This window comes from Paenibacillus lutimineralis, from assembly GCF_003991425.1.
GTDB lineage: Bacteria > Bacillota > Bacilli > Paenibacillales > Paenibacillaceae > Fontibacillus > Fontibacillus lutimineralis.
Genome location: NZ_CP034346.1, coordinates 2,819,642 through 2,840,780 on the forward strand (window position 1 = coordinate 2,819,642; position 21,139 = coordinate 2,840,780).

General features: G+C 47.5%; 17 protein-coding genes. 16 read left to right on the forward strand and 1 reads right to left on the reverse strand.

The window, feature by feature from the left end:
- Positions 1-12: 12 nt before the first annotated feature.
- The 3 genes from EI981_RS12020 to EI981_RS12030 all read left to right on the forward strand — a co-directional run bounded on the left by EI981_RS12020 (position 13) and on the right by EI981_RS12030 (position 4,221).
- Entirely contained in the window at positions 13-1,590 is a 1,578-nt protein-coding gene (locus tag EI981_RS12020) for a response regulator (RefSeq protein ID WP_126998422.1), read from the forward strand.
- Positions 1,587-3,365 (forward strand): cache domain-containing sensor histidine kinase, encoded by a 1,779-nt coding sequence (locus EI981_RS12025; protein WP_227011810.1) that lies wholly within the window; start codon positions 1,587-1,589, stop codon positions 3,363-3,365. Before EI981_RS12020 ends, EI981_RS12025 begins: the two co-directional genes overlap by 4 nt.
- 100 nt (positions 3,366-3,465) lie before the next feature.
- Positions 3,466-4,221 carry an HAD-IIB family hydrolase gene (locus EI981_RS12030; protein ID WP_126998424.1) on the forward strand — a complete coding sequence of 252 codons (756 nt, stop codon included), beginning with the start codon at positions 3,466-3,468 and terminating at the stop codon, positions 4,219-4,221.
- A 108-nt stretch (positions 4,222-4,329) separates the two neighbouring features.
- Here EI981_RS12030 and EI981_RS12035 read toward each other — a convergent pair whose 3' ends face one another.
- Positions 4,330-5,511, reverse strand: a complete 1,182-nt coding sequence (locus tag EI981_RS12035; RefSeq protein WP_126998426.1) for a multidrug effflux MFS transporter — start codon at positions 5,509-5,511, stop codon at positions 4,330-4,332.
- Positions 5,512-5,829: 318 nt separating this feature from the next.
- Between EI981_RS12035 and EI981_RS12040 the strand changes: the two genes are divergently transcribed.
- From EI981_RS12040 to EI981_RS12105, 13 genes are all read left to right on the forward strand, one after another.
- Complete coding sequence (locus EI981_RS12040; RefSeq protein WP_126998428.1) at positions 5,830-6,357, forward strand: GNAT family N-acetyltransferase; 528 nt, start codon at positions 5,830-5,832, stop codon at positions 6,355-6,357.
- A gap of 382 nt (positions 6,358-6,739) precedes the next feature.
- Positions 6,740-7,729: a helix-turn-helix transcriptional regulator gene (locus tag EI981_RS12050; RefSeq protein ID WP_126998430.1), complete on the forward strand. Its 990-nt coding sequence runs from the start codon at positions 6,740-6,742 to the stop codon at positions 7,727-7,729.
- 193 nt (positions 7,730-7,922) lie between these two features.
- Positions 7,923-9,110: an MFS transporter gene (locus EI981_RS12055; RefSeq protein ID WP_126998432.1), complete on the forward strand. Its 1,188-nt coding sequence runs from the start codon at positions 7,923-7,925 to the stop codon at positions 9,108-9,110.
- Between the two features lie 60 nt (positions 9,111-9,170).
- Entirely contained in the window at positions 9,171-9,836 is a 666-nt protein-coding gene (locus EI981_RS12060; protein WP_227011811.1) for an ABC transporter substrate-binding protein, read from the forward strand.
- Between the two features lie 24 nt (positions 9,837-9,860).
- A complete protein-coding gene (locus EI981_RS12065; protein ID WP_126998435.1) occupies positions 9,861-11,693 on the forward strand; it encodes an ABC transporter ATP-binding protein in 1,833 nt (610 codons plus the stop codon).
- The gene (locus EI981_RS12070; RefSeq protein WP_126998437.1) at positions 11,662-13,398 is read left to right on the forward strand and encodes an ABC transporter ATP-binding protein; all 1,737 of its coding nucleotides are present in this window, start codon (positions 11,662-11,664) and stop codon (positions 13,396-13,398) included. Before EI981_RS12065 ends, EI981_RS12070 begins: the two co-directional genes overlap by 32 nt.
- A 159-nt stretch (positions 13,399-13,557) precedes the next feature.
- Complete coding sequence (locus EI981_RS12075; protein ID WP_335926379.1) at positions 13,558-14,109, forward strand: TetR/AcrR family transcriptional regulator; 552 nt, start codon at positions 13,558-13,560, stop codon at positions 14,107-14,109.
- A 182-nt stretch (positions 14,110-14,291) separates the two neighbouring features.
- Positions 14,292-16,061, forward strand: a complete 1,770-nt coding sequence (locus EI981_RS12080) for an oleate hydratase (RefSeq protein WP_126998441.1) — start codon at positions 14,292-14,294, stop codon at positions 16,059-16,061.
- A 134-nt stretch (positions 16,062-16,195) separates the two neighbouring features.
- A complete protein-coding gene (locus tag EI981_RS12085) occupies positions 16,196-16,807 on the forward strand; it encodes a TetR/AcrR family transcriptional regulator (RefSeq protein ID WP_126998443.1) in 612 nt (203 codons plus the stop codon).
- Positions 16,788-17,717: an alpha/beta fold hydrolase gene (locus tag EI981_RS12090; protein WP_126998445.1), complete on the forward strand. Its 930-nt coding sequence runs from the start codon at positions 16,788-16,790 to the stop codon at positions 17,715-17,717. The genes EI981_RS12085 and EI981_RS12090 overlap by 20 nt, the downstream gene beginning before the upstream one ends.
- A gap of 159 nt (positions 17,718-17,876) precedes the next feature.
- Entirely contained in the window at positions 17,877-19,097 is a 1,221-nt protein-coding gene (locus tag EI981_RS12095; protein WP_126998447.1) for a helix-turn-helix domain-containing protein, read from the forward strand.
- A gap of 49 nt (positions 19,098-19,146) precedes the next feature.
- Positions 19,147-20,172, forward strand: a complete 1,026-nt coding sequence (locus EI981_RS12100; protein WP_126998449.1) for an ABC transporter substrate-binding protein — start codon at positions 19,147-19,149, stop codon at positions 20,170-20,172.
- 2 nt (positions 20,173-20,174) lie between these two features.
- A complete protein-coding gene (locus EI981_RS12105) occupies positions 20,175-21,038 on the forward strand; it encodes an alpha/beta hydrolase (protein ID WP_126998451.1) in 864 nt (287 codons plus the stop codon).
- Positions 21,039-21,139 lie beyond the last annotated feature (101 nt).

Consider the following 21,139-nt stretch of genomic DNA (forward strand, 5'->3'; position numbering starts at 1 on the left):
GGAGGGGGTTCCATGTATAAGGTATTGCTAGTAGACGATGAGGAGCTTGATTTGGAAGGGATGAAGCGATTTATTCCTTGGTCCGATCTGGGCATGGAAGTGAAGGGGAGCGTTAACAATGCTCTTTCGGCCTGTGAAATCATTGAGAAGGAAACGATTGATATTCTAGTTAGTGATGTCAATATGCCTTACATGTCTGGGCTTGAGCTGGCACGGATTGCCCTGGAACGTAAACCCAATATCCGGATCATATTTGTCAGCGGGTATCAGGAATTCAGTTATGTACAGCAAGCGTTGTCCCTGAAAGCATATAACTATGTACTGAAGCCAATGAATGACAGGGAGTTAATTTCTTCACTACTGAAGGTAAAGAGGGATCTGGATGAGGAAATCAAGCAGCGCGAGGTAGAGTTGGCGTATCGGGAGATGATTCCTATTGTTAAAAGCGATATTTTGATTCGTCTGCTCGAAAGAGAAGAAGAGTCTGAAGAATCAATCTCCCATATGATGAAGTCATACGGGTTCGATCAGATGACCTGGCCGATTCGCGTAGCGGTCATAGAACTGGATAATTTACATTGGCGGCAAGCAGGGGACTTTACTTCACAACGGAAGATGTCGAGGATATTCCTGCAGAAAATGCATGAGAGTATCAAGGGGCTTGGCATGATCCCATACTGCAAGCTTACTTCAGAGCGGATTGCGTTATTATTGGAAGATGCTTCAGTGAGTCAAACGGTTAGCACTTTGATCGAAAGAGTACAGCCACATTTAGCAACATCGATTACAGCGGGAATTGGGGAATCCGCACATGCGATGGATCAGTTGCATATGTCCTACCGGCAAGCGGTAGAGGCAGTTGAAGGGAAGATGTTCCTGGGCAAAGGGAATGTGATCAAGTATGAGGATGTAAGCGCTGAACCGGGGATGCTTGATGCACGAATGCTGGAGGAACGGATGACCACTCTTTTGAAAGCAATGGAGGAGTACGAGCTTGTGCAAATTTGCGACGAGCTGGAGAAATTGTTCGGAACAATCACAAGTCTGCGCTCGCGATTTACCGTTCATAATATGTCCAACTATATCATCTGGAAGCTTGATCAGTATTTAAGCAGTAAGAATGAAGATTTGTTTGAGCTGCTAGGTATGGAAATTCACCATCTAGATATTTTGATGAAATTTGAGACTATCAGCGATATACGTTCATGGTTTAGACAGCGTATGTTTGAAATTTCAGAGCGCCTGTATGAGAAGACCAATTCGAAGGACAGTAAGTTCATCCGGAATGTAGTTAGCTTGATGAAGGAACGGATGAGCGAAAATATTACAATAAAAGATTTTGCCGAGCATTTTTCTTTTTCGCCTAGCCATATTGGATTTTTGATTAAAGAGAAGTCAGGTAATACCTTCAATGAGTTGCTTGTGCAACTGCGCATGGAGAAGGCGTGTGAGCTGCTAAGACAGCCCGGAGTGAAAATCTATGAAGTGGCCGATCAGGTAGGGTACCGGTATCTCCCTTATTTCAGCAGACAATTCAAAGAGAAGTTCGGTCTGACTCCGTTGGAATATCGAAAGCGAGAGACCGAATGAAGGGAATCTGGGCACCATTCGTTAAGGTTGATAAAAAAAGGCTGGGATACATACCGATCGGATACAAGTTAATGCTTACCTTTTTGGTGTTTATACTTCTGCTTGTCTCGGCAAACTTTTATATCTCACATTCAATGTATGACGCTAGTATGCGTAAACAGACCCGTGCGAACATCCAGGGAACGCTGATGCAGATACGTGATAATGTGGCCTACAAAGTGGATGATATCGTTCAGACTTCCGCTACGATCTATGATGATCGTGCTCTTATCCTGAGTATTCGCCGGAAGGAGTCAGGCTTTGATATATATAATCGCATGTCGAAGGTGATTACACCGAAGCTGGAGAGCGCCTCGAAGGCGGTAGGATTAAATTTACGATTGTCCGTCTATTTTCATAATGAGACGATCCGTGAAAGCTACCATATATGGGGTGAAGAGGATAATAAGGATTTTGATGAGCAGACAATTGACATCTATCATATCAGTCGGATTAAGAATAAGTTCTGGTATTTTACGCTGCCAGCAGAAAGATACAATGAGACGATGCAGTGGAGACAAGTGGAAGAGGATGAGAGAGATGGGCGCATCTCATTTATTCGCCGTATGGTTAATATGAGCAATCCGCTCAACATTGAGGAAGTTGGTGTCATGCGATTTAGTGTGCGTATATCGGAGCTGTTCGAAAGCGTCGATTATACAAAGCTCGGGGAGGGCAGCAGGCTAGCGGTCGTAGACCCTTATGACAATGTGGTCTATGCTTCGGGAAGCACCATTGAGCAGAATACGCAGAATTATTTGACGATTGAAGAGAACCTGCCTCAGCAAAACTGGAAGATTGTTGCTCAGGTTCCGCTTAATATCATTGAACAGGAAGCCGAGCGGGTTCGCACTGTTTTTATTGTCATTTGCTTAGTATGCGTAGTGTTGTTTGCCTATGCGGGCTTTATAGTCTCTCATTCATTCTCCAAGAGAATTACGAAGATTGTATCGGTACTAAATTCATTCCGGGAAGGGAATCTTCACAAACGGATTACTTACCGCGGAAAGGGAGAGTTTGCCCAAATCGCGAACGCCTTGAATGCTATGGGTGAGGATTTTGAAGCACTAATTAATAAAGTGTATTTGACCCAGCTGCAGAAGAAGGAAGCAGAGCTTGAAATGCTGCAGTCGCAGATTAACCCTCATTTCTTGTACAATACGCTGTCCTCTATTAATCAGCTGGCGAAATTCGGTGAGATGGAGAAGCTTCAGAGCATGGTTGTACAGTTAGCGCAATTCTATCGTCTTACACTGAACTCAGGGAAGACGATGATTCCAATCGCAGCAGAGATCGATCAAGCGATGGCTTATGTGGACATCCAGAAGGTGAAGTATGGTCGGCGTATGGAAGTAAGCTTTGATATTGATACCGATATATGGCCCTATGAGACAGTGAAGCTTATTTTGCAGCCTTTTATTGAGAATGTACTGAAGCATGCCTGGAGTGGGGACCGCATTCATATACGCATCTCTGTCATGAAGGAAGGGAACTCGATCGTATACCGGATCATTGATGACGGTCTTGGGATGAAGGCGGAGCGGATTAATGAAATATTTGATCCCCGAGATGATAGTCATGTCGGCTGCGGCATCCGGAATATCGATCAACGGGTGAAGCTGCATTATGGCAATGAATACGGGGTATCCATCTTCAGCCGGGTAGGCATCGGTACTTCCGTGCAAATCCGCATACCGGCAAGAAAGCGGAAGCTGAGGGAGAGAAGCGAAGATTAGGAGAGAATCAAATTTCGGACATATGTCCTTTTCATTACACAAATAATTGCTATGATGAAAAGGCGAACACGCGCATTAATAGTAAAGAAGGAGTTCTACGATGAAGTTTGTGTTTGATTTGGACGGAACGATTATCTTCTCTGGCAAGCCTCTAAGTGTATCTATGACCCAGGCTCTTGATCAATTGATAGCTGGGGGGAATGAGGTTGTCTTCGCTTCTGCAAGACCGATCCGCGATCTGCTGCCAGTGCTGCCTACTTATATGCATCAATATCCAATGGTCGGGGGAAATGGGGCCTTTGTAGCGAATGGAGGCCGGATTCTCTCTACGATTCATTTCGATGAACAGACGAAGGAGAGCATCATCGAATTGATCGGGAAATATAAAGCGGGCTATCTTATCGATAGTGAATGGGATTATGCGTATGCCGGGGATGAGCATCATCCGATTCGGCGGAATCTTGATCCTGAGCATCGAGCAGAGAATAGGCGCTTGGAACAATTGAATGAACTGGTAAAGGCCGTTATTTTGCATAGCGAGGAGCCGGAACAGATGCTGGATGAGCTGCAACAGCTTCCGGTCGTTATTCATATGCACGGGTCTGAAAATATTATTGATATCAGTCCGATAGGCGTGAGCAAATGGGCCGGTCTTCAGGCGCTTGGCTTGCAGTCGCAGCAGTTCATCGCTTTCGGTAACGATGCCAATGACATCTCGATGTTTGAGCAAGCGAATCACTCCGTCTGCGTTGGAGATCATACAGATCTATTAAAAGTGGCAAGTGAGCAGGTTCTGGCGGATGAGGGGCAAGTGATTAAGAGAATAGAGCAGTTCGCTAATACATGGTTTTACTAGATTCATATAGAAGGGCAGCCCTGCTTAAGTGCAGGACTGCCCTTTTTACTATATTTGCCCCGGTTTAACACTCCTTATAAGCAGTGAAATGGTCTATAGTCTACCGATTTATTTTACAACAATATATCTCCGACCTAGCAGCCACATCATGCCGCTGATTGCCAGAAAATAGAGCGGCATCGTCAGCAGCGAACCATTATGCAGCAGGCTCATGCCCCAGGTTGCCAGGCTCACCAATAGGTAATAGCCCAGGCTAAATACCGCACCTGCCGTGCCGATGACGTCGTGGAAACTGACTAGAGCGAGGCTCAGACAGTTCGGCAGAGCAATACCAGATCCGAGTAGCATAACAAATAAGGCAATTAAAATACTAAGCAGCATCACAACATCCGGTAGCATGGATAAGCTGCTAGCTCCTGTTAGGAGAAGTGCTCCGCCAGTCATAATCAAGCAGCCCATATGGATAATTTTCTCCGGTGCATACTTGGTTAATAGTCTCTTGGAGATCATTGCGCCAATGACGGAAGCCAAAGCGACAATAATACCTAGGAAGCCATAAACTCCCGGTGACATTTGAAAATATTCGATGAACAGAAAGGGAGCCTCAGCATAATAGCTGAACAGAACACCGTTGATACCGCCAATGAGCAACCCGAATACGAGTACTCGTGGTGATGCCACTATTCTCCGAATTACCGGCATAACGGCAACCTTCGTTCTGGTGGATACATCTGTCGTCTCCGGCAATCTCAAGAAAGCATACATGAACAGCAGAACACTCATTATGACTAGAGCGAAGAATACTGCTCGAAAGCCAAGATACTGGTCGATCCAGCCGCCGATCAACGGCCCAACTGCCGGAGTGAAGGCGATGACCGCAGATATTTGTGCGAACATAGCATGGCGTTTCTCTCCAGATACACTCTCACGCAGCATTGTCTGGGTAATGACCGATCCCGTGGCCGCTCCAAAGGCCTGGATGAAACGGCTGACCAGCAGCAACTCGATAGAGCCTGAGTAGTAGCACATCAGACTTCCAACCCCATATACGAGCAGTCCGCCGAGCATAGCCGGTCTTCGACCGATAAAATCGGAAAGCCAGCCCCAGCAGAAGACGCCGATCGCAAAGCCGATAAAATAAATGCTTAGTGTTAATTGTACAGAACTATTTGAGACACCGAGCGATGCCGAGATGTCCGGCAGGGACGGTGTGTAGATGGTCTCGCTAATCTGTGGAAAAGCGACAAGAACAATCATTAATAACAGAGATGGAACTGCATATTTTTTCATTTTATTTAGCCCTCCTACAAGCTAATATTCTGTCTGAATTACAACAAGAATATGAGCCTAGCTAGGGAAACGGGGGCATCATGATCGCAATACGGCCGTATATCATCATTTCGTTCAGATTCCTTTCATATGTATGTGTAGGAGGGTCGATCAAACATTTGTAATACTCGGATTACCTTAGCATATGGCGGAATGTGTAGTCAAACGCGGATACATTTTTTAGTAGGAATAAACGAAGATTCAAAGTAAAATGAGAAAAATAAGCCTGTGCACTATGAGTAGGGTAGCGAGATGAGACAGGGCCTGGAGGTGGGTTGAATGCAATTTGTAACAAAACGGTTGATCATTAGGGAATTCAAGCTAGAGGATACAGCAGATGTTCACAAATATGCGTCGGACCCATTCGTAACAAAACATATGATCTGGGGTCCAAACACGGAGGAAGAGACGAAGGAATATATTGAAATGGTAATAGGACAGCAACGGCAAATGGTTCGTCAAGACTTCGAGTTTGCTGTAGTACTCCAGGGGACAGGAGAACTAATAGGGGGCTGCGGTCTCCACATCAGCGGATCCAGACAAGGGGAGATCGGGTACTGCTTCAACCATCCGTACTGGGGCCAGGGATATGCAACGGAAGCTGCGGGCGAGATGCTTCGTTTTGGGTTCCATCAACTGGGCCTTCACAGGGTTTATGCGACATGTCGGCCGGATAACCTGGGCTCCGCTAAGGTCATGCAGAAGAACCGGATGAAATACGAGGGACATTTGCGAGAGCATTTATGGCATAAGGGGAAATGGCATGACTCATTCCAATACTCCTTACTGGAGTCTGAATTCAACTAGTAACATTCATTACTCTGGAGGGATTCGTATAATACTTGAGCACGGGTGTTGTAGGCTCGGGGGATTATCGGAGCTGATCCGAGCAGCGCTATCTACATAGGGGATACTGTCTATGATTCCAGTTGTGCTCGTGATTCCAAGGTAGCTTTTGGTCTGGCAATGTGGGGAGCAAACCCGGAGCATCACATCGAGGGGGATCATTATTTCAATAAACCGGAAGAAATTAATATATACGCTAAACCATAAGATAAAAAGGCCGATCCTTGTATAAGGAATCGGCCTTTTCCTTTAAAGTCTTATAAAGGGTATAACAATTTGATGGGATTTCAACGAATATTTTCCGATATGCTATAATCTTCTTATTTAAAGAGGTGAAAAATCCATGAAGAATACCGATTTTCATCTCAATTTCAATTTATTCTTTGATGGTCTGGGATTACAGCGGCAATATACCGACCGCTCTGAACCGATGGAGCTGAGCTCGTTAATGGGGACAGGGCGGGTTCAGCGCTATGTGCCTCGCCATGATATGAATATTGTTGTCTCTGAGATGACCTTTCAACGTGAAGTTGATATATCGCTTAATACCGGCATGCCGATGATCGAGCTTCATTATTGCTCACAAGGCACTCGGCAGTTTAGTGCGGATGGGGAGGAGTATCATTTTGCTCCGGGCATGATCAGTTTGCAGCTTATTCGTGAGACAAAGGTACGGTTCGAATTCGAGGAAGAGCAGCCTTATCAAATGCTCGGAATCGGGATTCCTGTTTCCACTTTTCATCATTTTTTAGAGGGTGCTGACGGCAGCAGGCTAGTTGATTTCAATAAACTGCTTGGTCAACGGAATTACCGCGTCTTCCAAGAGAGAATTGATCCGGCATCTTCCATGACCATTATGCGTCTGATACAGGCACTACAGCAAAAAGGCATCAGTAATTTGGAGCTAGAGTGTAGTGTCCTGGAATTGCTGTCATCTTCGTTTCAGTCGCTACTGATTGAACGTAAAACGTCGAATTTATCCAATAGCGATATAGACAAAATAAAGAGGGCGCGGGAGATCATTCTGGAATGGATGGCGGATCCACCTACGTTAATTGAGCTATCCCGGATGATCGGCTTGAATGATTATAAATTGAAGGTTGGCTTTAAAGAGATGTATGGCACGACTGTCTTCGGATATTTGCGGGAGAAGAGGCTGGAGAAGGCGCTGCTTCTGCTTCAGGAAGGAAATATGAATGTTTATGAGACCTCGCTTGCCGTCGGATATTCTAATCCAAGTCATTTTGCCCAAGCATTTCGGGTTAAGTATGGGGTAACCCCGGGAAGTCTGGCCCGACGCTCTTCGATTCAACTTCCTAATTCTCTATCGTAAATGAATATTATACAAATGAACTGCTCTTTTGGGCAGTTTTTTGTTGCCTTGATCGCTCCCTTGAACCGTAGAATTACTCCGTCTAGTGGTGGAGAGAGGGCTTTAATCCAAGGTAATATGAACAAGTGATAATGAAAATCATTCGCATTGATGGATGAGGTTCGAAAACAGCGATAGATAGGAGTGAAAAGATATGAAATACAGATTCACTGTAATGTTTCTTATTGTATTGTGTGGCATGATATCGATCGCTGCCTTCAATCCGATTATCGGTCCGCTATCCCGAAATTTGGGTCTTAGCGAGCTTCAGTCGGGATGTCTGGTGTCGGTAGCAGGTCTTTGCTGGCTGCTTGGAGGGTACTTCTGGGAGAAACAAACCTTCATGAGCAGGAAGAAGATGCTGGCGTCCATTATGTTCGTCTATTTGATCACGCTGGTCGTATTTGCTCTGCTTGCCGATTATGCAGCAGATCACTGGCAGGGTTCGTCGGGGCTATTCTGGATTTTCTTCCTGCTGCGCGCTGTCGCAGGCTTTTTCTTCGGCGGAATTCCGGCTAAGGCGCAATCTTATGTAATGGGATGGACAACACAAGAGACGCGGACGAAGGGGATGGCTTTATTCGGAGCGGCGAACGGACTCGGGTTCGTATTAGGCCCGGCGATGAGCGGAGGCATGGCGTCGATTGGACTGACCGCTCCGATGTACGCTGTAGCCATAATGCTTGCCCTGATGATGATTCTACTGGGGTTGTTGATCAAGGACGAACCGGAACAGAAGACGATCCGTAGCGCCAAGGCTTCTTCACTCTCGCCGCTGGACGGAAGAATTCGCCTGTATCTATGGACCGGTCTGATGCTCTCTTTTGCCTTGAATATTGTTCAAGTGACAATTGGTTTCTATGTCCAGGACAATCTTGGATATGATGCCCGCCAGGCCACACAATTGATCGGGCTGGGACTGGCTCTGTCAGGAGTCATGGTCGTACTCTCACAGATCGTAATCAGTAAGCTGAAGTGGAAGTCTGATCATGTGCTGCGGGTTGGATTGCTGTTCGTTGTACTCGGACTGCTGGGGCTTGTCGCTTTCATCCGCTATGCCTATGTCGATTTCCTTCTTCTCGGAATCGGGATTGGCTTTACATTGTTAGGCTATAGTGCAGGAGCGTCGCTGGCCGTACGGGATGAGGAACAGCGGAGTGTCGCTTCCTATATCGCTGCTTTGCAGGGAGGGGGTTCCTTCCTGGGACCTGTGACAGGAACCGCATTATATACGGCAAATATAGCCGCTCCATATTCGTTCTGTGTGCTGTTGATCTGTGTGACCGGGCTCTTCTCATTAAGAAGAAAGACGGTTCGTGTTCCATCTGACCTATCACAATAAGACTTCAAATGAAGCGCGCGAGAAGGAAACAAGAAGGGAAATTATAAATAAGGGAGTAGGTTGGATCCAAACACTCTCATCGGCGGTTGGTTCCAGACTGAAGTGGATGTAGAGGCCGTGATGGCAGCCGAACCGGACTTGATTCTGGCTGGCCCAACGCAGGAGAAAATCTATGATCAACTGTCAAAGATCGCCCCGACCGTTAGGGTTCCGTATGGATTTAACGCTTTTCGGGACCGCTTTGCTTTTGTCTCCGAAGTGCTGGATAAGCATAAGGAAATGGAGGACTGGACGGCGGAATACGAAGCTCAAGCTACGAAGGACAAGGAGAGAATTCTAGCAAAGACCGGGACAGAGACGTTCGCGATCATCGAGGCGACGCAGAAGGAGATTAGAATTTATTCCCGCACCGGCATTGCTGATATGATCTATAACGATCTCCAGCTTCCACAAGCCCTGGGCCTGCCCGAGCCAGACGCATGGGGCGGCAAAGGGACCAGCCTTGAGGGGCTGTCCACGCTGAATCCTGATCATCTGATTTTGATGGCCGATAGCTCGGACAACGTACTGGAGAAGAGCAGTATCTGGAACAGCCTGAAGGCCGTCCAGGCAGGCAAGATATATCGTATGACAAGCCGCCAGAATTACAATGAAGCCTTCTTTGCCCTGGGCAAGAAATCGCTGATGAACCAGCTTGTCGAGGATATCCTGAAAGGCTCGCAATAAGCGTTTTGTGGAGGAGGGATTCAATTGACTCATAAAAAAGGCATGTCCCGATTGTTTGAAATCGCCGGGGAAAGACGAGGTTTGCTGATGCTCTCCGGTTTGTTGTCTTCGATAAGCGCCGTCTGTATGCTGGTGCCCTATGCCGCTGTATATTTTATTCTGAAGGAGCTGCTGGAGCATGCCGCCGAGCCGTCCATGGCCGATGGAGCGATGATGGTGCGTTGGGGGATTATCGCCCTCTGCGGTCTGCTGGGAAGCCTCGTCATGATGTATGCCGGAGGGATGGTCTCGCATGTAGCCGCTTTTCGAATTTTATATGGATTGAGGGTGAAATTGTCGGCCCACATCGGCAGGCTGCCGCTAGGCTGGTTGAATGGCACGTCAACGGGAGCGGTGAAGAAGACGATGGAGCAAAATGTGGAGAAGGTAGAAACCTTTATTGCCCACCAGCTACCCGATCTTGTTCATGTCGCGGTCACCACCCTATTCATGATTGTAGTCATGTTCCTGCTCAACGTATGGCTGGCTATCGCCTGCATTGTGCCTATCGTTCTTGCACTGGTTGTCCAGACCTTGCTGATGTCCGGCTCGAAGACGCAGGAGAATGTGCGGAAGTATCACGATTCACTGGAACGGATGAACGCTTCTGCTGTTCAATATGTAAGAGGAATGCCGGCCATTAAGGTATTCGGGCAAACGGTGCAATCCTTCCGTCAATTTTATGAAGATATGATTCGATATCGTGATTTTTGCTTGAAATACACCGACCAATTTCAGACCGGATATCTGGTATTCAAGGTGATTCTCGGCTCCTTCGCCGCGTTCGTTCTGCCGGTAGGCGTGTATCTGCTAAGTCGTGATCCGGGAAACGTTGCATTTGCTTCCGTGCTGCTGTTCTTCCTGATCATGGCCCCGGGCATCTCTTCTCCGATGTTCAAGATCATGTCCTTGACCTCAACGCTTAGAGATATCCGTGAAGGGGTAGAACGCATTGACCGTATTCTCGAAGAGCAGCCTGTATCGGAGCCGATACATCCGCAGCAGCCGGAGTTCTATGACATAAGCTTCGATCACGTCTCATTCGCTTACGATGCGGAGGCCGGAAGCATGGAGGTATTATCGGATATTTCGTTTACCGCCAGACAAGGGGAAGTTACGGCGCTTGTAGGCCCGTCCGGAGCGGGCAAATCGACGGTGGCAAATCTGGTGCCCCGGTTCTGGGATGTGAAGTCCGGAGCGATTCGCATTGGCCATGTTGATATCCGGGATATGGCTACCTCCGATCTGATGAATACCGTTGCTTTCGTGTTTCAAGATTCATTCCTGTTCTATGATACGGTGTATAACAATATTGCCGTCGGTCGGCCTGACGCATCACCGGAGGAGGTGCATGCAGCTGCGAGGGCAGCGCAATGTCACGCTTTTATTGAACAGCTACCGCAGGGCTATGACACACTGATCGGCGAAGGAGGCGTATATCTGTCAGGTGGGGAGGAGCAGCGGCTCGCCGTTGCCAGGGCGATCCTCAAGAATGCCCCTGTGCTTGTGCTGGACGAGGCCACTGCATTTGCCGATCCCGAGAATGAATACGAGATGCAGCTGGCCCTGAAAGAGCTGATGCAGAAGAAGACGGTCATCGTGATCGCGCATCGTCTGTCCACAATCAAGGATGCCGAGCAGATTCTCGTGATGGAAAGCGGACGCATCGCCGAACGGGGAGGGCATCAGGAATTGATCTCAGCTGGAGGAATCTATGCCCGAATGTGGGCCTCATACCTGCATACTGAGAATTGGAGCATTGGCCAGAAGGAGGGGAAGGCTGGACATGAACATGCTGCGCAACATTACCGCGGGTAATCCCCGCGCCTTAATTAGACCGGTACTGTATACGACGTTGGCCAATTTGATCGGTATAGTTCCTTTTGTGCTGCTTGTGGAGGCGATCAGGTTAATCTTTCAAACGTTTACCAATCCGGGAACTACTCTCGATACGACACGCCTGTGGTGGGTATGCGGAGGGATTGCAGTGTCATTGGTTCTCCTGTACATCAGTGAGGTTCCTGCCTATCGCGCCCAGTATCGCATTGCTTACAGCGCCGCCGCTGACGGCCGAGCTCGTCTGGCCGAGCATTTGCGCAAGCTGTCACTGGGCTTCCTGAACAAGCGTGATCCGGGGGACCTGGCCAATATGATGATGGGCGACTTCACGCTGCTGGAGCATGGCATCTCACATCTGGTCCCGCAGATGCTTGGAGCGATTGTCATGCCGCTCCTTGCTCTCGTAGGCTTATCGGTGCTCGATTGGCGCATGGCCCTGTCGTTGTTCGCTGCGCTTCCGGTCGCTATTTTGCTGCTGCTACTGACCACCCGCCTGCAACGCAGGCTGGGGGCTCAGCATATGCGGGCCAAGATCGATGCGGCCAACCGCTTTCAGGAATATTTGAATGGTATCCACGTCATTAAAGCCTATAATTTGAGCGGAGAGCGCTTTGCCCGCCTGGAATTCTCATTCAAAGAATTGATGCGGCAGAGCATCCGTCTTGAAGGATTGTTGGGGCCCATTGTATTGACGGCGATTGCCTGTATCCGGGCCGGCTTAACCTTTATGGTAATTGTCGGCGTTCATTTGCTGCTCGGCGGCAGCCTTGATTTGATGACCTTCGTGGCATTTCTGATCATCGGAACCCGGATATTCGAGCCGCTGACGATTGCGCTGGTAGGCTATGCCGAGTTCCGTTATCATGAGCAAGCTGGTGAGCGCATCGTCCAACTGCTGCAGGAACCTGTGATGCAGGGCGACAGACAGCCCGCAGCAGGACATGATATCGAGTTCAGGGAGGTTACCTTCGGCTATTTGGAACAGCCTGTTCTGCAAAATGTAAGTCTCAGTATGCCGACAGGTTCTTTCACTGCTTTGGTCGGGCCTTCAGGCAGCGGAAAGAGTACCATGCTCCGCCTCATTGCCCGCTTCTATGATCCGAATCAAGGGACAGTGACCATGGGCGGGGAAGCGATTCATGCGATGGATCCGGAAGCACTGCTGCAGAAGGTTTCCATGGTGTTTCAGGATGTGTATCTGTTCCAGGACACGATTGCTAACAATATCCGCTTCGGAAAAGCAGATGCAACCCGAGAAGAGATCGAATCTGCCGCACGGCTCGCCTGCTGCCACGATTTCATCATGAAGCTTCCTGACGGCTATGACACGCTGGTCGGCGAAGGAGGCAGCACGCTGTCAGGAGGAGAGAAGCAGCGGATTTCCATCGCCAGGGCGATTCTGAAAGACGCCCCCGTCGTGCTTCTCGATGAGGCGACAGCTTCGCTCGACCCTGAGAATGAAGCGGAGATTCAGAAGGCGATTGACCAGCTTGTGCAAGGAAGAACAGTTATCGTTATTGCGCATCGCCTTAAGACGGTACGTCATGCTGATCAGATTGCCGTATTGGATCAGGGGCAGATTGTAGAGACAGGCCGGCATGAAGAGCTGTTGTCATTGAACGGCCTGTATGCCCGTCTATGGGGTCGACAGCATGAGACCGGAGAGTGGAGTATTTCTTCCTGAGCAACGACTTGATCACATAGACCCTTTTAACGATTAGCTAAAGGGAGTTATAATAATAAAAGTTAATTTTTACAGCTTTTATGAGTATATCAAGCTCTCAATCGCTAATTGGCAAGTAGAGTGATCATCTATTGAAAGGGCTGTGCGACGATGTCCGTAATGACGAAGAAGGCTTTGGCTTCTACTCTTAAATCGATGATGGAACGATCCTCATTGGAGAAAATCACGGTGAAGGATCTGGTTGCCGAATGCGGAGTGAACCGACAGACGTTTTATTATCATTTTCAGGATATATATGATTTACTAGGCTGGATTTATAAGACGGAGGCGCTGGACGCGATATCCAACTGTCGTACCTATGATACCTGGCAGCATGGCTTCCTGAAAATATTCAATTATGTTTTAGACAACAAAAAATTCTGCCTCAGTACCTATCGTTCTATGGGGCGAGAGCATTTGGATCTCTTCCTGCATCAGGCGGTATTCGACCTGTTGATGGGTGTGATTGAAGAGGTCAATGCCGGCAAGCAGGTGCGATCGGAAGATAAGAAATTCATCGCCAACTTCTATACCTTTGCGTTCATCGGCATCATGCTGGAATGGATTCGCAATGGCATGGGTGAAGACCCCAGCTTGATTATTGATCGATTAAGCATCTTAGTTGAAGGCGATGTTGAGAAGGCGATCAGTAAATATGTGCACATTAGCTAGCGCGGGACCGGTTGAAATACAGAATCAAATATTTAGACATTTTAAGGGTTATGTATGAATTTTATACATAGCCCTTTTACTGTTTAGTGTAAACGTTCTACATGCGCAGTATAGTGAATTTGCAGGGAAGATAATCATGTGTAGGTTGCGCTAAAATGAAATTCTAAATGGAGGTTATAAGCATGTATTACAGCAATGGAAACTACGAAGCTTTTGCCCGTCCTAAAAAACCACATGGTGTGGATCAAAAATCTGCCTATTTGATTGGCTCAGGTCTAGCATCACTGTCCGCGGCTGCCTTCCTCATACGTGATGGTCAGATGAAAGGTGAGAATATTCATATTCTTGAGGAACTCGATATTTCTGGAGGCGGATTGGACGGCATCTACGATGACGGAAGAGGATTCATTATCCGCGGTGGTAGGGAAATGGAAAATCACTTCGAGTGCCTCTGGGATTTATTCCGCTCCATTCCTTCATTGGAAACAGAAGGTGCATCGGTACTCGATGAATTTTATTGGCTCAACAAAGAAGATCCGAACTACTCCCTACAGCGTGCGATTCTTAAACGTGGTGAGGATGCGCATACCGATGGCAAATTTACACTTACACAAACCGCTTCAATGGAAATTATCAAATTATTCTTCACCCCAGAAGAAGCGCTTGAAGATTTGAAAATTACAGATGTCTTCTCTGAAGATTTCTTCAACTCGAATTTCTGGCTTTACTGGCAGACGATGTTTGCGTTCGAACCATGGCATAGTGCGATGGAGATGCGCAGATATATTGCTAGATTCATCCATCATATCGGTGGATTGCCTGACTTCTCGGCACTGAAATTCACTAAATATAATCAGTACGAGTCACTTGCGTTGCCACTGATGAAGTACTTGGAAGACCAAGGTGTTACCTTCCAATATGCTACGACCGTAACCAATGTAGAATTTGAGATTACAGGTACAAAGAAAGTGGCTAAAAAGCTCGCATATGTTCAAAAAGGACAAGAAAAGCACATTGACCTGACTGAAAATGATCTGGTCTTCATTACGAACGGCAGCAATACGGAAAGCTCCACACTAGGAGATAACAACACACCAGCCGTAATGAATACTTCCCTCGGTGGAAGCTGGGAGCTATGGAAGAAAATCGCGGAGCAGGATCCTGCCTTTGGCCGTCCAGACAAATTCTGCGGCAACATTGCGGAAAGCAACTGGGAGTCTGCTACAGTTACAACGCTGGATGACCGAATCCCTCCTTACATCGAGAAAATTTGCAAACGGGACCCGTTCAACGGCAAAGTCGTAACCGGCGGTATCGTAACGGTGAAGGATTCGAAATGGCTGATGAGCTTTACGCTGAATCGCCAGCCTCACTTCAAATCCCAGCCAAAGGATCAGCTCGTCGTGTGGGTGTATAGCTTATATTGCGACGTGCCAGGCGATTACATCAAAAAACCGATGAAAGACTGTACGGGTATTGAAATCACAGAAGAGTGGCTCTATCATATGGGCGTACCTGAAGCAGAGATTCATGATATGGCCGTAAACTCCGCCAACTGTGTTCCTTGCATGATGCCGTATGTTACCTCTTACTTCATGCCAAGAGCAGCAGGCGATCGTCCGAACGTCGTTCCTGATGGCTGTGTTAACGCCGCCTTTATCGGCAACTTTGCTGAGACACCGCGAGATACGGTGTTCACTACGGAGTACTCCGTCCGTACCGCCATGGAAGCTGTATACACATTGTTAGACATAGACCGCGGTGTTCCAGAAGTATTTGGATCTGCTTATGATGTCCGTGTGCTGTTGGATTCCACAGCGAAAATGATGGATGGCAACAAACTCACCGACATGGAGCTTCCTGATACCGTCAAATTAGCTGCGATGACGGGAGTTAAGAAGATTTCTAACACAAGAATCATGCAGCTTTTGAAGGAGTTTAAGTTGATTTAGACTAGGGAGTATCAAGTATGGGAGATTGCCTGGACGGGCGGTCTCCTTATTTTTTATTTTTTTGATTGACTATTTAATCAATGAATATTATGATTCCTTTATAATCCATATTTACATCAAGGAGGCGGTACGTCATGTCCCCAAGAATCGATGAACAAAATCAGCAAATTCGTGATGCGCGCAAGCAGCAATTGCTCGAAGCCGGAGCGAAGGTGTTTGGGGAGCGAGGTTATGCGGGTACGAAAGTAAGTGATATTGTCGGAGAAGCACAGCTAAGCCATGGGTTGATTTATCATTATTTCGCTTCCAAAGAAGACATCTATATTGAACTCGCCAGAACTGCGTTTACAACGTCCTATGAGACGATCCGTCAAGTTGTAGAGAGCGGCGGAAGTCCGTATGAACGGCTGAAGGCGTTGACAGAAGGAATCTTTGCTCATACCGCAGGGAGTGGTTATTTCTTCCTCATCGCCTTGCAGACCAATACATCGAAGACGGTTCCAGACGAGGCCACGGCAATATCCAAGGAATACTCGGGACAAAGCCTGCAATTGCTTGAGCAATTATTTCGCGAGGGTCAGAAGCAAGGGGAGTTCATTGATACCGATCCGTTTAAGCAAGCACTTATGTACTCTTCCATGCTGAACGGTGTAGTTTTCACACGCTTAACCTATCCCGAGCTGGAGGATTTCCCGCAGGTAGATCAAATCTTGAGAATTTTCACGCATGCACGTGAAGAGGAGTGATCTGAAGGAAATGGAAATGAAGGGATTATCTATATATAGAAACGAACAGGGGAGAGACCGCTTCTTGGCAGCATATGACCAAGCGTTAAGCGAGTGGCCCATCCCCTACGAAATTAGCAATGTATCCACCGAATTTGGTGATACGCATGTCATTCGATGCGGGAATCTAGCCAATCCGCCTCTACTGCTTATTCATGGTATGACCGCTACGTCACTGATGTGGAGCGCGAACATCGCCGAATGGTGCAGGGACTATTACGTATATTGCATCGATGTTCCTGGAGATTTTGGGAAAAGCACGCTGCTGAAGCCATTATCCAGTAAAGAGGCGGCAGCACAGTGGCTGTTGGAGCTCACCCAGGAGCTTCGCTTGGAGAAGTTTCATTTACTGGGGCATTCGATGGGGGGATTCATATCCTTGAATTTTGCGCTGGTTCATCCAGAGCGAGTGCGCTCACTTACTTTGCTGGCACCTGCCGGTTCCTTCGCACCGCTGTCCAGAATGTTCTATCTGCATATGTTCCCAGCGGTGATGTTTAAGACGCAGTGGTTGATTGACCGGGCGTTTACCTGGTGTATGTCGAGACAAAATAGCCTTGATCTATTACCCGCATCCTACCGGGCGTTGATGTCAGCAAGCTATAAGAACTGTTTTCCTCGGCTTGGTCTACTTCCTACGGTTTTTACAGAGGCTGAACTCTCTCAATGCTCATTTCCAGCCTTATTTATCGTCGGGGAAGATGAGGTCATCTACCGTCACTCCATTTCGGATGTACAGGCGAAGGCTCGGATGATTCCTGATATGACCCTCGCAACCGTGCCCAAGGCCGGGCATCTCCTTAGTGTTGAACAGAAGCAGCAAATTAATGACCTGGTGATTGAATTCCTGAGCAAACAACAATGGGGGTGAAAGCGACTATAACATATATTTCAGATGTCCTAGATCCAACCGGATTTAAATCAAATCACGCTTGAACTTCCTAAGAAGGTATGTTAACTTTTAATAAAACTGATAATGATAATCATTATCAGTTTTATTTGTTTCAACTATCCATATCTTCACAAGGGGATGAAGACTGTGCATACCGAAGCACCGAATCATGGCTCAATGGCTGCAGACCACTTGCATAAAACAGATTTACAAGGAATCAGAGTGTTTATAGGAAGCCACTATGATGAACCACTGTCTATCACACAGCTGGCCAAGATGGCGAACATTAGCCCCAAATATTTTGTGGATTTATTTAAAAAAACGTTCGGCCAAAGTGCGATGGAGTATTTAACGGACGTTCGCATTCAACATGCCAAGCGATATTTGGCGGAATCCGAAGAGCGGTTGCGGGATATTGCCAAGAAGGTAGGGTATAAGGATGAATTCTATTTTAGTCGTAAATTTAAGAAGGAAGTAGGTGTGTCGCCCTCTGAATTCGCCAAAAATACTAGGAAGCGTGTGGCAGTATGTTCCCCCTCAGCCATCGGACATTTGCTTGCGCTCAATATCATTCCGAAGATCGCTCCCATCGATCCCAAATGGACTCCGTATTACTACAACCTTTACAGCAGCAAAATAAAGTCGCATCTTATTCCCACCAGCCCTTATTACAAATTAGCATTTGAGACCAATCTGGGTAAGCTGAGTCAGGCACGTCCGGATGTTATCATCGGTTCTGAACAGCTGCAAATGAGCGAGGACAGCAGGTTGAACTCGATTGCGCCGATACATTACATAACAGACCAAAAAGGCTGGAGAGATCAACTGCTTGATATTGCCGCTTACTTGGATAAAGAAGCTGTCGCACAGCAGTGGATACGAAATTACGAGAGTAACGTCCAAGCTGCACGGGAGCAGTTGAGGTCTTCGCTGGGGAATGATCGTATTTTGGTCCTGCGGATTTACCGTACGCAAATGTTCGCATACCGGAATCGGGGACTCCAGGAGCTGCTTTACGACGATTTAAATCTTCAGGATGCTTGCGACAGAGAACTGCACAGCCACCACTTGCCTATGGCACTGCAGGAATTGCAAGAGATAAATCCTGAGCGAATTTTGTTGACTATATGTCCGGAGGCTTCAACACGCAAATTTTGGTTAGCATTGCAGCATTCAGCCGGATGGAAGCAGCTCCAGGCCTTACAGAACGGTCATGTGTATATGATCAGTGCCGATCCTTGGTTTGAGTATTCAGCTATGGCCATGGCCCGGATGCTGGACGAAGTACTGCTCTTATTTACCGGAAATTGTCCAAATATACTTCTGGATAATGACTATGGCGAATCCCTAGTAAAATAAGTATACTCAAAGTCAATTGAGAACGATTATCAACTAAGGGGGATATATCATGTCGGGACTTTGGGGTATGAGAGAAAAGGGATGGAAAACTCTATTTTTAGTTCTATTAAGCTGTGCAATCATAGGGAGTCTGCTGGCGGGATGCAGTACCAAGGCGGAGAACGGCGCTGGGGCACCCGGACCTAAACAGCAGGCCGGAGAGGTCAAAACATCCGCCGAAGCGGACAAAGGGAATAGCAGTGAGGAATCCCAAGAACGAATCATAAAGGACGAGCTGGGGCATGAGGTCAAGCTAACGGGTACACCGACGAAGATCATTGCTCCTTATCTGGAAGAGTCTCTACTGAAGCTGGGGGTAATCCCGGTTGCACGATACTCTAATGCCAAGGATGGACATCGCGATTGGATAGAGGGACTAAGCGATGTGCCAATACTGGATTTCTCCGAGGGATTGCCTTCGCCTGAAGTAATGATGTCTTATAGTCCCGACCTTATCATATTGCAGACGGAAACCTTTGCGGCAAATGGGGTCTATGAAAACTATGCGAAGGTTGCACCGACCTATGTTTTTAAAAATGCCTCCGGAAATGTTGAGCAGTCGCTTGCTGCCATAGGAGATCTGCTCGGCAAATCCGCTGAAGCTGATGCGGCATTGCAGGATTACCGCGAGAAAATAAATGAAGCTAAAGAGAAATTGAGCAAGGTTATGGAGAATAAAAAGATTGCGATTATACGTTTTGCTCCTAAAGGAGTCAATATGATGGGAGGAAACTATTTAGCTGGATATGTGCTTCATCAAGAACTGGGACTCGGCAAAACGAAGCTGATCGGGGATGCAAACAGCGTCGCCCTCTCACTAGAGATTGTTCCCGAGCTGGATGCGGATTACATATTCGCTATAGATCAAGGGGGAGACCGTACTATGATGGATAGCTCGATTTGGAAGAGCATGTCGGCTGTCAAGCAGGGACATGTCTATGAAGTGGACAGCGGCTATTGGCTCGGAAGCGGCCTAATTGCTTATGAGAAAATTATCGATGATGTGCTGCAGTTTCTGATTCCCCAGGAGGGCTAGCGATGGAACCGATAATATCAGAAGCAACGCCTTCCGATTTTGCATATCACCAAGTGAACATCCCCCATGCAGAGCAATGGGCAATGACTTCACACGAGGGGCGGCGAACCTATCGGATTATTGTAGCCCGTCCTTTGGGAGAGCCTCCGCCAGACGGATATCCGGTTATCTACTTGCTAGACGGCAATTCAGTATTCGGCACGATGGTAGAAGCACTGAGATTACAGTGCCGCAGACCGGATCATACAGGAGTGATACCTGCAATAGTCGTCGGCATTGGGTATGAGACGAATGGTCCGTATGCGCCGGAACGCTTCTATGACCTTACACCGCTGCCATCGACGGAATTTCGCAAGCGTTCCGATAACGAACGGATTCCTGAGCAAGGCGGGGCAAGGGAATTTCTACACTTTATTGAAGAAGAGCTGAAGCCGCGAATTGAAGGGCGATTCCCGGTAGATCGCACGCGGCAAGTGCTATTCGGGCATTCTCTCGGCGGATTGTTCACCGTGTATGCGCTATTCAGTAAGCCAGAGTCCTTTCAATATTACATTGCGGGTAGTCCATCACTGCACTGGAACAAGGAATACTTGCTGGACTTGGAAAGGGAATTTATCGCTCTTACAAGAAAGTTACCAGTCCATGTCCGGGTACTCTTTGGCGTAGGTGAACTGGAAAAATCGCATGAATGCGGCAATTGTGCTCGGGTCCAAGCACTGACTGAACGCCTGACGGCGATTTCGACGGACATCGGGGTTAGGGCCGAATATAAAGAATTCGAACAGGAAGGCCATGTGTCAGTGTTGCCGGTATTGATCAGTCGGGCGCTGAGGTTCGCATTGCATCCTCACTCTGAAGAGGAATAATCAGGGAATGTTCATAACATAGACATTGACTCCTTATGCTTTTATCGTTATAGTACCTTTGTGCTTCAATGCAAGAAAGCCCGAAAGCAGAGAAGCGTAAA

Bases quoted from the DNA above. Each gene is read 5' to 3' on its own strand.
- EI981_RS12020 (WP_126998422.1), top strand. From the start codon at position 13: ATGTATAAGGTATTGCTAGTAGACGATGAGGAGCTTGATTTGGAAGGG.
- EI981_RS12025 (WP_227011810.1), top strand. From the start codon at position 1,587: ATGAAGGGAATCTGGGCACCATTCGTTAAGGTTGATAAAAAAAGGCTG.
- EI981_RS12030 (WP_126998424.1), top strand. From the start codon at position 3,466: ATGAAGTTTGTGTTTGATTTGGACGGAACGATTATCTTCTCTGGCAAG.
- EI981_RS12035 (WP_126998426.1), bottom strand. From the start codon at position 5,511: ATGAAAAAATATGCAGTTCCATCTCTGTTATTAATGATTGTTCTTGTC.
- EI981_RS12040 (WP_126998428.1), top strand. From the start codon at position 5,830: ATGCAATTTGTAACAAAACGGTTGATCATTAGGGAATTCAAGCTAGAG.
- EI981_RS12050 (WP_126998430.1), top strand. From the start codon at position 6,740: ATGAAGAATACCGATTTTCATCTCAATTTCAATTTATTCTTTGATGGT.
- EI981_RS12055 (WP_126998432.1), top strand. From the start codon at position 7,923: ATGAAATACAGATTCACTGTAATGTTTCTTATTGTATTGTGTGGCATG.
- EI981_RS12070 (WP_126998437.1), top strand. From the start codon at position 11,662: ATGAACATGCTGCGCAACATTACCGCGGGTAATCCCCGCGCCTTAATT.
- EI981_RS12075 (WP_335926379.1), top strand. From the start codon at position 13,558: ATGACGAAGAAGGCTTTGGCTTCTACTCTTAAATCGATGATGGAACGA.
- EI981_RS12080 (WP_126998441.1), top strand. From the start codon at position 14,292: ATGTATTACAGCAATGGAAACTACGAAGCTTTTGCCCGTCCTAAAAAA.
- EI981_RS12085 (WP_126998443.1), top strand. From the start codon at position 16,196: ATGTCCCCAAGAATCGATGAACAAAATCAGCAAATTCGTGATGCGCGC.
- EI981_RS12090 (WP_126998445.1), top strand. From the start codon at position 16,788: ATGCACGTGAAGAGGAGTGATCTGAAGGAAATGGAAATGAAGGGATTA.
- EI981_RS12095 (WP_126998447.1), top strand. From the start codon at position 17,877: ATGAAGACTGTGCATACCGAAGCACCGAATCATGGCTCAATGGCTGCA.
- EI981_RS12100 (WP_126998449.1), top strand. From the start codon at position 19,147: ATGTCGGGACTTTGGGGTATGAGAGAAAAGGGATGGAAAACTCTATTT.
- EI981_RS12105 (WP_126998451.1), top strand. From the start codon at position 20,175: ATGGAACCGATAATATCAGAAGCAACGCCTTCCGATTTTGCATATCAC.